1 protein-coding gene is annotated in these 15,434 nt (G+C 68.6%); it reads left to right on the plus strand.

The window, feature by feature from the left end; translation table 11 throughout:
* Positions 1-569 precede the first annotated feature (569 nt).
* Positions 570-15,377 (plus strand): carboxypeptidase regulatory-like domain-containing protein, encoded by a 14,808-nt coding sequence (locus tag SX243_12800; GenBank protein MDY7093843.1) that lies wholly within the window; start codon positions 570-572, stop codon positions 15,375-15,377.
* The last annotated feature ends 57 nt before the right edge of the window (positions 15,378-15,434 follow it).

Genomic DNA, 15,434 nt, shown 5'->3' on the forward strand with positions numbered 1-15,434 from the left:
TTCGGCCGAATCTTCGTTGTCGAACCTCGACGATTCCCGAATCGCCTGCGGTTCTCCGCCTTGATTCTGCTCGAAAATTTCTCGTTCTCGCTTGCGACTGACTTTTTCAGCAAGCTCCTAGGGGGCCTGCGAGAATAAGTCATAGAAAGCCCAGATTTCTGGATTTTTTACGACATAAGTAAGGAACCCCTTGCAGGGGGCGCCGGGGTCGGAGGGAGCCTGAAAGATCTTTCTTTCGGTTAGAAGTTTCCTCTTTTGACTATGAGATCGTCGATCTAGGGTGTTCGAGTCGTCCGGCCGCTGACCGAGTCCCCGGCGAACCTTGCGGATATCAATTCATCTTTGAGATGAATTGATAAATCATTCCCTGGCGCAGATTTTTCCTTGCGTTTGATCGGTAGAGCCCGATACGCTTAACGCCTGCGAGACATTCATCGGCGGCGAAACTTTCGATCCGCTGGAAAATCGTAGGTCCTCACAGCGCTCTTCCGCGCTGGATCCCTACACAGAAGAAGTGTCGAGTTTCATGCCTTCGAGGCATGGAACGGTAGACCCTCGAGGTGCGCCTTTTGAACACCCGTAGATCGCTGGTGGGGGGAAGTTTTGTCTTCGGTTGCCTGCTTTGGCTGGGCTTCGTCGCCGGAGGCTACCCGGTCTTGGCTCAGGAGGTGCTCGGCAGCGGTCAGTTGACCATCGCCGGGGCGCGCCTGGCGGTTTCGCCGGAAAGCCAGACGGTGCCGTTCAACACGCCCACCATCGTCGAGACCGAGCTCCTGGGTTTCGATCCCGCCCTCGGGCAGATGCCCGGGGGTTTGCGGGTGTTGGCGGAGCTTGCCGGACCGGAGATCGACGGGGTCCTGCCGCTGGAGACCACCCCGGGGGAGCCGTTTCGCATCCCGCGCCTGAGCCTCAAGGGGCAATACCAGCTCCAGGACATCCGATTGGTCCAAGGGGAGGAGCTGCTGGCCTACGCCGAGCCGCGCTCCGCCGGGGTGTTGGTGACCCAGGTCCTGGTGACCCGGGTGAGCTCCCGGCCCCTGACCCTGGACGAGATCCAGAGTCGCGGTATCGCCCTCGACGAGGACAGCTTCCGGGCCTTCAACTTCACCTTCGGCTTCGCCGTCGACGGGGAGGTGGTGGACTACAACCTGCCGGTGATCTTCAATCCCGTGGGGCCCGGAGATCCGCTGCGGCTGGTCCCCGGCCGGCCCGTTTCCGGCGGGGGCCGGGGCACCGTGGCAGAGCGCTTCCAGCCGCCCCAGCTGGCTCCCTTCACCCTCGAGCTGGAGACCGAGAGCGCGGACTCCGGCGCCGTCGCCAACGGCGGCTGTACCGAGGTCGGCGGCTGCCGGGTGGAGGACCGGGTGAGCCTGCCCGGGGTGATCCTCTTTCCCACCGACGTGTCTCTGCTGCATCAATTCTTCTCGGTGGTGCTCTTCGCCAAGAACGACGCTCCCGACGGCGACGCCCTGGTGATCCGGGACCTCACCGCCAAGGTGATCCTGCCGCCGGCGCTCCGCCAGGCGCAGACCGAGCCGCCGACGCCCTTGGGGGTGCCCATCCCGGTGCGGGTGCCGGGGAGTGACGGCGAGCTCGGCACCGCCGACGACGTCCGTTTCCTGGTCGCCCAATCCACCGGCCAGGCGGAGGTGGTGACGGAGGGCCTGGCGGAGGGAACCCACATCGTCGAGTTCCAGCTGGAAGGGGTTCTGGACGGTCTGCCGGGGGGGCAGGTGCGCCGTCTGACGGGCCGGGCCCGGGGGGCGGTGCTGGTGCGCGACGCCACCCTGGGGCTCACTCTCACCCACCCGGAGGTGGTGAGCACGGACGAGGAATACTCCCTGCTGCTCACCGTCTCCAACACCTCCAACGCGCCGGTCAATCTGGTCACCCTCACCCTGCCCGCATCCCAGCTCTCCGGCGTCGAGGTGGTGGGCTCGGCCTCCCAGACGATTCCGACCCTGGAACCGGGGGAATCGGAGGTGGTGGATTTTCGGCTGCTCTCCCGGCGCAGCGGGCGGGTAGTGGCGACCTCGTCGCGCAACGGCAGCGCCCTCGATCCCACCTTCGAGCTGACGGTGGGAGTGGGGGATGCGGGGATTCCCCTCTCACCGACCTCCATCATCCTGCCGCGGGCCACGGAGGATCTGCCGGAGGAGGTTCGCCGTCACGCTCTGGGGCTGGTGGGACTGGGCTTCTCTCTCGCCACCGCCCCGCCGTCGCTCCTCGACAGCGACCTGCCGCGGGTGGGCCGGGAGAGCATCGACGAGAAGGTCTACTGGCTGGCCCAGGCGGGACGCCACCGGCGCCTCGGCGAGGAGGCCTTCGATGCTCTGGCGGTGCTGGCGGCGGAGTGGACCGGCGCCCGCCAGCAGGATTGGGAATGGGATCAGCTACGCCGCGTCACCCAGCGCGGTGGACGTCTGGCGGATGCTCTGGACGACGTCTTCGCCCAGGAGGCGGCGGCCACCTCGCCGCAGGCCGCTGCCGACCGCTTCGCCGCCGCCACAGCTTTCCTGGGAGCTCCGCGGCTGGCCTTGGCCACCGGCGCCGCGACCCTGGAAGTGCTCAGCCGCAGCACCGGCAAGAGCCTGGCAGGCTCCGGCCTCGATCCCCAGCGGCAGCGAGAACTGCCCTTCGCCGATCTCTACGACCTGGGGGGTGGTGAGCTAGCGCTGCTAGCGTCGCCGGAGACCGGCGGCTACACCCTCCGGCTGCGCGCCCCTACCGGCGGCAGCGGCGGTCTGCGGGCGTGGGTGCCGGATGGCTCCGGCGGGCTCCGGCGGTTGTCCTGGAGCGCCGTCACCCTCGGTGCTGACGGCGTCGCCGAGGTGGTGCTGGAGGAAACCGCCGGCAGCCCTGCCCTGCAGGTGGATGCCGATGGCGACGGCATCTTCGAGACCCAGGTCCCAGCCACCGCCGCGACGATCTCCCAGCGCCCCTTCGAGGTGCTGGCGGCGGTGCAGAACGCCGAGGCGGATCCCGCCGGCCACGTGGTGGACGTTCTGTTCAGTCGCGACGTCGACCTCGCCACCTTGCTGCCGCCGGATCCTCAGCGCTTCCGCATTCCCGGCAAGATCTCCAACGGCGGCCTGGTACAGGCGGAGGCGGATCTAGCCAACCTCTTCCAGACCGTCGCCGAGAATCCCTTCGCCGGCTTGCGCAACACGCGCATCGTGCAGGTGGTGTTCAACAACCCCTTGAGCCCCTACGCTTCCCACCAGCTGACGGTGGATGGCGTCGCCGCAACCGCGGCCACTAGCGGCGGCGGTCCAGCGGTGCTGGAGACGGTGCCGGTGACCACCACCGTGACCTCTCCCGGCACCCTGGTGGAGGGCACCGTCTACGGCCCCGACGGCCAGCCGGCGCCCTTCGCCCGGGTCGACCTCTACGAGACCGACCTCTGCCATTACTGCCTGCTCAGCCAGTGTAAGCGCCACCGCACCGCGGCGGTGCAGGCGGACGCGTCCGGCCGTTTCTTCTTCGACTACGTGCGCCAGACGGCCTGCGGCGACGTCTACACCGTGGAGGCTCGGGACCCCGCCAGTGGCAAGCACGGCAGCGCCACCAATCGGGTGCGCTTCATCGGCCAGACGGTGCAGCTGGACGTACGCATGCTGGGCCGCGGCACCATCCGGGGTCAGGTGCGTTACGAGGACGGCTCGGTGCCGCCGCGGCTGCGGGTGCTGGCCAGCAGCCCGGTCTTCGCCGAGGGGCGGGAGGCGGTGGTGGCCGACGACGGCAGCTTTGAGGTGGGGGACGTGCCGGTGGGTACGGTCACCCTCACCGCCAGCGACGAGGACGGCAGCTACGTCTTCCAGACGGTGGAGATTCCCACCGCCGGAGCGGTGGTGCAGCGGGATTTGATCATCGTCCGGCGCTCCCCGGATACCGCCACCGGCGACGTTCGGGGCCAGGTCCTGGAGACCGACGGCACCACGCCGGTGTTCAACGCCTATGTGGCCCTCTACGTCGACGGCGACCTGGTGGGAGTGCGGCGCAGCGACGGCGACGGCAGCTTCGATTTCGGCACCGTGCCGGCGGGGCAGGGGGAGATCGAGGCCTTCGACGGGGAGACCGGACGCCGCGGCACCCAGGTTTTCTTCGATATCCAGCCGGATCAGGTGAACTCCGTCGACCTGCTGCTGCGGGACGACCGCGGCGGGGTGGAGGGGCACGTCTACCGCCGGCAGGTGGACGGCACAGTGGTGCCGGTGGTGGGGGTGGTGGTGTGGGTCAGCGGTACCCCCTTCAACACCGCCACCGACGCCACCGGCTTCTACCGGCTGGAGGACGTCTTCGCCGGCAACCGCAAGATCCTGGCGGCGGACCTGGAGCACCAGGAGCAGACCTCGGCCCAGGTGACGGTGAATGGGGACGGCTCGGTGGTCACCCGCGACCTCTACTTCGTCGACGATCTGGCGGGCAGCGGCATCGCCGGCGAGGTGGTGGACTACGCCGGCAACCCGGTGGCCGGCGCCTTCATCCACATCAGTGCCGGCGGTGACCGCTGGTACCGGGAGGCCTTCACCGACGCCTCCGGCCGCTTCGTGCTGCCGGACCTCGGACCCGGCAGCTACACCCTCTTCGCCTACCGCGGCTCCGACGGTGCGGTGAAACGCACCACCATCCGTTTCGAGGGGGAGACCCCCTTCGTGCGCATCCAGTTCAAAAAGGGCACTATCCGGGGCACGGTGCGGGCGGTCAACGAGGACGGCCAGACCCTCGGCGTGCGCTCGCTGGTGACCTATCGCACCACGGTGGTGCAGAACGGGGTGGTGGGTCTCGATTGGGTGCCCCGGACCCTGGAGACGGCGGAGGACGGCAGCTTCGAGATCCCCGACGTGCTGGCGGGGCCCTATCAGCTCACCGTCTCCAACGCCTTCCACGGCGAGAAGACCCTGCGCGGCGAGCTGGTCTATCACGGTGAAGTGGTGGAGCGGGACGTGCTCTTCCAGCGCAACGGCACCATCCGAGGCACGGTCCTCGACTGGGACGGGGTGACGCCGGTTTCGGGAGCTCGGGTCCGGCTGCGCCATCCCTCCTTCTCCGACTACGAGCTGACCACCGGCGCCGAGGGCACCTTCAGCTTCGAGCTGGTGCCGCCGTCGGCGAGCCGCTTTCCCATCGACGCCGAGGTGGAGCAGGGGGCGGTGTTCCGCAAGGCGCGGGTGTGGGTGCGCTTCGCCAAATTCGGGGAGGAGTTGGACGTGGAGATAGTCCTGCCCCGCCAGGGTACGGTGAGCGGTTTCGTCGAGGACGCCGACGGCTATCCGGTGCCCGGGGCGGCGGTGACCCTGCGGGAGGCTTCCTATCCTCACCGCACCCTCTACGGCAACGCCGACGGCGACGGGCAGTTCAGCTTCACCAACGTCTTCGCCGGTCGGCTGTCGGTCTCCGCCAAGGCTCCCAGCTTGGGCGGACTGGGAGGCCGGGTCCGCGCCGACCTCGTCGACGAGGGCGAGGAGGTCTACAGCCTGATCTCCCTGGAGGCCACCGGCGAGATCGTCGGCACGGTGATCAGCCCGGTGGACGGACAGCCGGTGCCGACGGCGACGGTCACCCTCTATCGCTGGGGCGGCGGGCGCTTCGACCGGGTCACCGCCGACGGCGACGGCCGCTTCCGCTTCCGGCTGCTGCCCATGGCCCTCTACCGGGTGTGGGTCTTCGACCCCACCACCGGCCGCCACGGCGCCCTCGACGGCCTGCAGCTGGAGCACAACAACCACGTGCTGGACGTGGAGATCCCGCTGGAAGTGCGCGGCGAGGTGGACGGCCATCTCACCGAGCCCGCCGCCGGCGGCTTCGCGGGAGCGCCGGTCCCGGGGGCCACCATCAAGCTGAAGACCGATTCCCAGGTGGATCTGACCACCTACAGCAGCACCGACGTGGACGGCTACTTCGAGTTCCTGGGGATTCCGGAAGGAACTTTCTCCCTCTCCACCCGCGAGCCCGAGGGGCGCCGCCGGGCTTCCGGCTCCGGCCAGATCCTGCAGGAGGGGGAGCGGGTGACGGTGGATCTGGAGCTCGAAGCCAGCGGTCGGGTGCTGGGCTCGGTGCTCAATCCCGAGGGAGCGGCTGCGGGACTCTTCCCCAACGCCAACGTGCTGCTGGAACAGGACGGCCAGGTGATCGGCGCCAGCCTCGACAATCCCTTCGCCTTCGACGGGGTGATCAACGGCCGGGACTTCCGTCTCAGTGCCCGAGAAGTGGGGGGCGATCACCGGGCGGTGGCGACGGGAGAGCTCACCGGCGGCGAGGGGGCGGAGCTCACCGTCGATCTTCAGATGGTGCCCATCGGATCGGCGATGGTGACCGTGGTGGACAGTCAGGGAGCCCCGGTGGCTGGGGCGGACGTGCAGCTGACCAACACCGGCTTCTATCCCCTCCAGCGTCTCGGGGCCAGCACCGCCGGGGACGGCACCGCCGTCTTCACCGGCATCGGCGCCGGCTCCGTGAGCGTCTACGCTACCCATCCGGTGACCGGCCTCCGAGGCTCCGCCGCCGGCGAGCTGACCCTCGAGGACGAACAGGTGGATTTGACGGTGCAGCTCCAGGACTCGGCGACGGTCATCGGCCGGGTGCTGCTTTCGGACGGCGTGACCCCGGCGGTGGAGGCCCGGACGGGGCTGGTCCAGGGCTCCAAGACCCTGCGCTCCCAGACCGACGAGAACGGCGACTTCGAGTTTTCCTCGGTGCCCCTGGGCGGTTTCAGCCTCTTCGTCCAGGAATATCTCGGCCCGGGGCTGGCGGAAGCGGCGGGGAGCCTGTCCTTCGACGGTGAGATCGTCGACTTGGGGACTTTGATCCTCGACGACTACGACCCCTACGTGGAGACCCTGACCCCCGCCCCCGGCACCCGCAACGTGGCGCTGGCGGCGACGGTGACGGTGAACTTCAACGAGCCCCTGGACCGGGATCGCTACTCCAGCTCGTGGTTCCGCTTCCGCAAGCTCTCCGGCGGCTCGGTGGGCTATAGCGTCACCTGGGCCGACGGCGACCGCACGGTGGTGCTCACCCCCAACGGCGGCCTGGCGAGCTTCCAGGGCTACGAGGTGACGGTGCAGGACGCGGTGGATCTCGCCGGCCGCAAACTCTTCGAGAAGGTGCGCACCGTCTTCTACACCGTCGACGTGGTGCCGCCGACGGTCCTCGAGGTGCTGCCCCGGGACGGTGAGAAGCAGATTCCGGTGGACGCCAACCTGCGGGTGACCTTCAGCGAGCCTCTGGCCCCGGCTTCGGTCTCCGGCGGCGTCTTCCAGCTCAACGACCTGACCCAGGGCCAGGGCGTGGGGACCACCTTCGTCCTCGAGCCCGGCGAGCGGGAGGTGGTGCTGACGCCGGTGGGTGGGCTGGCCACGGACCGCCAGTACCAGCTGACGGTGCAGGGAGTGCAGGACGGCAGCGGCAACACCATGAGCCAGCCGGTGAGTACCACTTTCTGGAGCCTCGATACCGTGCCGCCGGCGATCACCGGCGTCACCTTCCCCGCGGGCACCGCCTTCACCGCCGGTGACGACGTGCCCCTGTCGGTGACCGCCACCGATCTCCACGGCGTGGCCGAGGTGCGGGCGACCCTCGGCGGCTGGGAGTTCACCGACACCACCGAGCCCTGGGACCTGACCCTGCTGGCGCCGGTGGTGAGCACCGTCGAGACCCTGACCATCGACATCCAGGTCACCGACGTCCACGGCAACACCGCCACCACCACCCGGGACGTGGAGGTTTCGCCGCTGGTCAACGGGGTGGTGCCGGAGGTCGATACGGCTTGCCTGCGCGAGGGCGACGTCGTGCTGCCGAATATCGACGCCGAATTCCGGCTCTTTGCCGCCGATGATCAAAACCTGGAGAGTCTGGCCTTTCTGGTGGACGGCGTCGAGATGGAGCACCTGGCTCCCATCCATCAGTCGGAGGATGCGCAGGTCTTCCTGTGGCGGCCGCCGGTGGACGCCGAGCCCGGAGATTCCTTCCTGATTCGGCTCCAGGCTCGGGACTTCGCCGGCAATGTCGGCTTCCAAGAGGTCACCGTCTCGGTGCCGCTGGGCACGGTGCTGGTGGGGGCGCGGAGCCTCTTCGACGAGTACGCCGGCCAGGAATTGGTGCTGGCGGAAGGCACCTTCCTGTTGCGTGAGGAGCTCGACGTCGGCCATCTGCACGTGGTGCGGGGAGCCGGCCTGGAGGTCCCGGACACCACCAGTGGGGATCCCGGTGTGGCCGTCACGGGTCTGTTGCGGCTGCAATGCGGAACCTCCGTGGCCGTGGATCACCTGGCTGCCGGCGAGCTTTCCATCGCCGGCAGCGCCCAGGCTGATCTGGTCACCGCGGTGGATCCGGCGGGCACCGTTCATTTGGAGCGGCAGGCGCGGCTCGCCGCGCCCCAGGTGACGGGCCAGACGCTGCTCTTGGAGCCGGGAGCGGTGGTGCAGGCGCTGGTGGTCTCCGCAGCGGGTGCCACGGTGGAGTCTCAGGCGCTCATCGAACCCCTCAGCGGGCCCCTCAGCGGGCCCCTCAGCGGCAGCGAGCTGGAAGTGACCGTCTCCGGCACTTTGCGCGTGGAGGCCAGCGGCCGCATCGACGTCTCCAACCTGGGCTATCCCGGAGGAGCGGACAATGACGCGGTCGGTGGTGCGCCGCCGGCGGTGCAGCCCGCCGGTGTCGACTATGGCGGCAGTCATGGCGGCCGCGGTCGCCAGTACTTCCGCCCCGGTCCGCCGGGGGATGTCTACGACAGCCTCTTCTATCCCCAGCTACCCGGCGGCGGGGGCTCCGGCTCCGGCTATCCCGGCGGCGGAGTGCTGCGAGTGTCCGCTGGGGTATTGGAGCTGGAAGGCGATCTATTGGCCAACGCCCAGAACGTGTGTTGGGGCGCCGCCGGGGCCGGCGGCAGCATTCAGGTCGAGGCAGGGACGGTGCGCGGCGCCGGTTCCATCGAGGCGTTGGGCGGGCGGCACATCGCCTGCTTCATCGAGGTGGGATCCGGTGGCGGAGGGCGGGTTTCCCTGCGCGCTCAAGTCCTGGACGGCTTCGATCCGGAGGCCCAAGTCTCGGTCCTCGGCGGACATCTTGGACTGCTGACGGCTACCGGCGAGTACTACGCAGCTCCCGGCACCCTGCTGCTGCAGCTACCCGGGCAGGATCACGGCGTGCTGATCCTCGATCGCGGCACCGACGACCAGGGCGCTGAGCTGCCGGCGCCGAGCACGGAGCTACCGCTCCTGGGCAGTGGCGCCGTCAGCGCCACCGAGGTGGCCGGGGCGGATCTGTGGGTGACCACCGCTGGAGGCTTTCCGACTCGCTGGCATGGCGCCTGGATGACCCTCCTGGACGGCCAGTCCCAGACTTTGGGAAGCTTCCGGGTCGCCGGGCTGGAAGGTCATCTGGGGCGGGTGCTGCTGGCCGATGCCGCCAGCGCTTCCGCCGCCGCCAGCTACCAGGGGGAGTACCGCTTCGACGAAGTACGGCTGCTGCGGGGCGCCCGCGTCACCGGTCAGGATCCCATGCTCGCCGACAAGATGACCTTCGACGGAGAGGTGCTGGTGACCGGCGACGTCGTCGCCGACGAGGTAGAGATCCGCAGTGGTTCGTTGGTCCAGCCCGCCAGTGGCGGTGAGCTGCGCTTCCAGGTCAGCGGCACGCTGACGGTGCAAGAAGGAGCCACGGTCTACACCTATGGGCTCGGCTACGACGGCGGAACCGAGAGTCATTTCGAGGGCTTCGCCCCACCGGGAGTGCAGGGTTCGGGCCCCAAATACGGCGGCAGCCACGGTGGCCGCGGCACTCGCTGGAGCGGTTCCGGCCCCGTCGGCGAGGTCTACGACAGCGTCTACTACCCACGCTTTGCGGGGGCTGGTGGCTCCCACATCGGGTCGACTCCCGATATGGGCATCGGCAGCCCGGGGGGCGGGATCATCGTCATCGAAGCCGGAGAGTTGGTTCTGGACGGCACTCTCGATGCCAGCGGCGCCAACGGTTGCTTCATGTCCGCCGGGGCCGGTGGCACGATCTTCGTCGACACCGCTGTTCTTCGAGGGGCTGGCTTGATGCGCGCCGTCGGTGGTCGGCACAAGGAATGCTTCGGCGGTTCGGGTAGCGGCGGCGGAGGCCGTGTCGCCCTCTACGCGGATCAGATCCTGGGCTTCGATCCGGCGGCCCAAGTATTTGCCAATGGGGGGCATCGAGAAGACGCCGGGGGCTGGGGCGGCTCGGGCACTCTCTTCGTCAAGACTCCGGCCCATACCTATGGTGATCTGCGGGTCGATCTAGAGAATCTGGCGGGCAGCGAGCCGATTTCGGTCACCGTGCTTCCCGCCATCGGCAAGGGCGTGGTGGGGACGGCGACGCCGGCGGGGTCGGATCTGTGGATCGAGCCCGAGGATCCGGCCAAGCTCCACAGCCTCGGCGTCGAGGGCATGTGGGTGCGCATCGGCGGAGTCGGCTACCGGGTGATGGAGGAGGCGGCGGATCGCCGGGGGCTCTTGCTGGAAGGCGCCGCGGCAGCGGTGGCGGTGGGGGATGCCTACGTCGGGATATACAAATTCGATGAGGTTCAGGTGGCCGGCGGCGCGCAACTGCGCTTCGAGGACGGCAGCGAGGTGGCTCAATGGGTGGTGGACTCCAACTCCTCGGTGGAGCTCTACGACCTCCAGCCGCCCCAGGTGACGGTGACCGCTCCGGCAACGGGGGATGTCTTCGCTTCCGGGGAGGCCTTCCAGGTCACTGTCACCGCCAGCGACGACACCGCCGTGGAGCAGCTCCTGCTGCGCTGGGACGGGCAGGAATTGGTGGACACCACGGCGCCCTATGAGTGGACCGTGACGGCGCCGGAGGTGATGGCTTCCACGGTCCTGCCGCTGGAGGTAGAGGCCAGCGACGCCAACGCCAACCTCGCCACCTCGGGCTTTGATCTCACCGTCGAGCCGGCGGGTGCGGGTGATCTGCCGGTTTTGTCGGCGACAGATCGGACCCTCGTGGAGACGGACACGGGGAGTGTGGTCACCCGCCTGGCTCTTCATTTGGATCAGCCGGCGGACGTGCCGATCAGTGCAGATTGGAGCTTTGTGGATGGGTCCGCGCTGGCCGGCGAGGACTTCCAGGCCGGTGCCGGTACGGTGACCTTCGCTCCCGGAGAAACGGTCCAACACCTTCCGGTGACGGTCTTCGGGGACGCCTTGGTGGAGGGGGAGGAGGTCTTCGATCTGGTGTTCACCAACCCCGCCGGCTTGGTACTGAGTACCACGGCGGTGACGATCACGGTGGTGGACGATGACGGTGCCCACTGCACGGGGCCGGAGCTGGTGGTCAACGGCGGCGCCGAAGAGCCTTTGGTGGGAGGGGAGGTGCCCGGCTGGACCGAGGCTCAAGGGACTACCTGGGGGTATTGGACCGACGCCTCGCGGGCCCACGAGGGGGATTCCTACTTCTTCGCCGGCAATGTGGCGACGGCGGAGCTGATTCAGGATGTAGACGTCTCGGTCTACTCCGGCGCCATCGACGCCGGTTCGGCGCCGCTCCTGTTCACTTCCTATTCTTGGTCCTTCGGGCATAGCGATCCCGATGGCACCCAGATCCTGGTGGAGGCGCTGGCGGCGGACGGCACCCTGCTGGCTGCCTTCGACCGCGGCCCGGACACAGACTCGACGGCCTGGCAACAATTCAGTCTGTGGCGGTTCGCTCCTCCGGGTACGCGTACGGTGCGGATTCGTCTGATCAGCCTGCGAAGCTCCACCGGGAGTCAGAACGACGGCTACCACGACTCGGTCTCCTTGCGCATGCTCGATCATCCGCATCTCTCGGCGGAACCCGTGGTGGTCACAGAGGGCGATGACCAGGCAGTGACCGCTGCGGTCACTCTGGAACGTAGTTGTGGCTCCAGTGAAGAAGTCGTGGTCGGATTTGCGACCGTAGCGGGCAGCGCCACCGCCGGCCAGGACTTCACGGCCCTTTCCGACTACGTGACCTTCTCTGTAGGACAGACCCAGGCGGTAGTGGAGATCCCGGTGCTGCCGGACGAGCTCCTGGAAGCGGACGAGAGCTTCGTCCTGCAGCTGATCCCGCCTTCGGGCTTGGTGGCCTGGTCTCCGGAAGTGGCGGTGACCATCACCGATGACGACACATTGGCCAACAGCTGCCCAACCCCCAACCTGCTGTTCAACGGCAACGCCGAGGAAGCTCTGGTGGACGGCGGGGTCGCCGGTTGGGTCGACGTGAGCGGTGGCGATTGGGGTCGGAAGTCTGGCAGCACGCCGCCCTTCGATGGGACCTACTATCACTACCCGGGCTGGGTGAGCTTCGGCGAGCTACGGCAGGATGTCGATCTGTCCCTCTTGGCGGCCGTGGCCGATGCTGGGGAGCTACAGCTTCAGTTCCAGGGCTACGTGCGCTCCTACAACTCCTCTCCTCCGGATCGCCCGCGCATCATTCTGGAGTATTGGGACGCAGGGTTCGTGAATCTGCTGGGCAGCTACGACTCCGGCTACCGGGACGCGCGGTCCGGCTGGCAGCTGCTGGAGGATTTCCGCCGGGCTCCCGTCGGCACCCGCTGGGCGCGGGTCCGGCTGCTGGCGGATCGCAACCTCGGCACCCAGAACGACTCCTACTTTGACGCGTTGAGCCTGGTGGCTTTGGGGCTTCCCCACCTGTACGCGACACGGACCAGCTTCGATGAAGGGGGAGCTCCGGGAGTCGCCGATTTGGTGGTCACCCTCGGTTGCGGTGGTTCCTCGTCGGTCACCGTGGACTACCAGGCCACTGCCCTTGCTGGGGACTCGGCGGTAGCAGGGGAAGACTTCCAGGCCGCCTCCGGACAGCTGATTCTCGACTCCGTGAGTCCTCAGGCGACGGTGAGCGTGGGGATTCTCCACGACCGCCTGGTCGAGGGAGACGAAACCTTCAGTCTCGGCCTCGCTCCAGCGAATCCGGACGTGGCCGTACTGCCCTCCGGGCTCGTCACCATCCTCGACGACGACACCCAGGTCACCGGCTGCCTCGGCCCGGAGCTGCTGGTCAACGGCGGCGGCGAGGACGAGATGGTTGGTGGCAATCTCCCGGGGTGGGTCGAGGTCACCGGCAGCGGCTGGATCCGCCGCACCAGCGCTACGCCGCCCTACGAGGGCGTCTACTACATCTTCCCCGGTGCCATCTCCTTCGCCGAGCTGCGCCAGGACGTCAGCCTCGCCGCTTACGCCGGCGAGATCGCCGACGGGAGCCTGCAGGTGCTCTTCGAGGGGCATGTGAGCTCGTCGACGGGCTCCGCCGCGGATACGCCGCGGATCATCCTCGAATACCGCAACGCTGCCGGGGACGTTCTCGCCAGCTATGACTCGGGATATCTCGATGGCCGGGGATTGTGGATCCCCCTCACCGACGGTCGGGTGCCGCCGCCGGGCACTGCGACGGTGCGGGTGCGGCTGCTGGCCAAGCGCTATGCGGGGAGCAACAACGACGCCTACTTCGATGGCTTGTCGATGCGGCCGGTCTTCTTGCCGGAGCTTTCCGTGGGCGCGGCGTCGGTGCCGGAGGGTGATGCTGGCACCGCCTCGTTGGTCTTTCCGGTGAGCTCCAGCTGCGCCTCGGATACCGCGATATCCGCTACCTTCGCCACCGTCTCGGGGACGGCGACGGAAGGAGCCGACTACACGGGAGCGACGGGTACAGTGACCCTGGCGGCGGGAGTGACGTCGACTACCGTCGCCGTGGATGTGCTGGGGGATACAGACGCCGAGGGGGACGAGGACCTCCTACTCGAGCTCTCCGATCCCGACTACGGCCGACTGGACCAGGCGGCGGCGACAGGAACCATTGTCGACGATGACGGTCTCGGAGCCGTGCGCTCAGGCCCCGAGGCGGCAGTCTTCGGTGCCTGCCCGGCCCAAGGGGACCTGGTCGAAGCGGGGGTGCCGCTGGCAGTACCGGTGGTCAAGACCGGTGCCGGCGCCGTGCGGGTCGAGCTGACGGTAGCGGGCCAACCAGTAGCTGCCCTGGCGTGGCCCGAGGACTCCGAGCTGGGTGAGCGCCAGATCCTATGGGTGCCGGCGGAGCTGCTGGAGCCCGGTGGCGAGCTGCTGCTGCACCTGGATGTGCAACCCCTCGAGGGGCAGAAGACCACCAGCGAGCGGCGACTGCGGGTGGTTGCAGCTTCGGTGATTCGTGGGGAGCAGACATTGGACGGCTCTATCGACGGTACCGACGTCGTCCTGGGCGAAGGTACCTTCACCGCTCAGGAGACCTTACGGCCCGCGAGCCTGAGGCTGCTGCAGGGAGCTCGCCTCCAGGCGGAGCCGGGGCAGAGGCTGGAGATCGACGTCGAGGGCGTGCTGCGGGTTCAATGCGGTGCCGTCATCGATCAGTCGGCGGTGTCGAGGGAGAGGGCGGCGGCAGCCTCGACGGGGGCTTCGACGGGGGCCACGTCGGTTCGGGGCGGCGGCCATGGCGGTCTCGGAGCGGCCCCCCAAGAACCGTCGTCGGACGGACCAAGCTTCGACGAGCTCGCCCGCCAGCGGGATGAGACGTACGACAGCCCCTTCGAACCGCTGCTTCCCGGTGCCGCCGGCAGCACCTCGGGGCAAGCCGGTGCCGGGGGTGGCGTCGTCCTCATCGCCGCTCGGCGAGTTGTCCTCGACGGTGCGGTGCTGGCCCGCGGTGCCGACGGTGGCGGTGAGGTCGCCGCCGGTGCCGGAGGGGCGGTGTGGATCGAGGCTCGGCGTCTTCTGGGGCGCGGCCGCATCGATGTCTCCGGCGGTTCCTCTCGCCTCTGTGACTCCTCCGCTGGCGGTGCCGGCGGCGGCGGCCGCATTGCCGTGACCACTCGCCATCGAGGGTCCTTCGACGCCGAAGCGGGCACTCGGTCCGCCGGTGGTGTGGTGGCTCTGTGCGACGGCACGCCGGTGCGCTTCGCCGGTCCCGGCACCGTCTACCTGCGCCTCGGAGAGAGCCTGGGCCGGTTGTGGGTGCGCCAGCCCACAGGTCCAGGGGAGGCGGAGCTGCCGGTGGCGGCGACCCCGCTGCCGCGTCTCGGACGCGGGGTGGTGGGGAAGGTCTACGCGGTGGATGCCGACGATCCCCGGGGAGATGCCGGCGACCTCTGGATCGAGCCGGCGGATGCCGGCCATCGCTTCGATCTCGGTTTGTGGGGCATGGCGGTGCGGGTGGCGGCGACGGAGTATCCGGTGCTCGAACAGAGCGCGGACCGGCGCCGGTTGCTGCTCCGCGGGGCCGCCGGGGCGGTGCAGGCGGGGGACGTCTTCGAGGGCGTCTATCGATTCGATCAGATCCTGGTGAGCGGCGGGGCGCGGCTGGAGATCGACGATCTCTATGAGGCCGGCGAGATCATCCTCGAAGGCGGCGTTCTCGAGGCTGGAGCTCAGGAGGTGCGGCCATGAGTTGGCTGAGGACGAGGCGGCAGGAAGAGCAGCGGCGCGGTGGGTGGAACGGCCAGC

Source organism: Acidobacteriota bacterium (assembly GCA_034211275.1).
GTDB lineage: Bacteria > Acidobacteriota > Thermoanaerobaculia > Multivoradales > JAHZIX01 > JAGQSE01.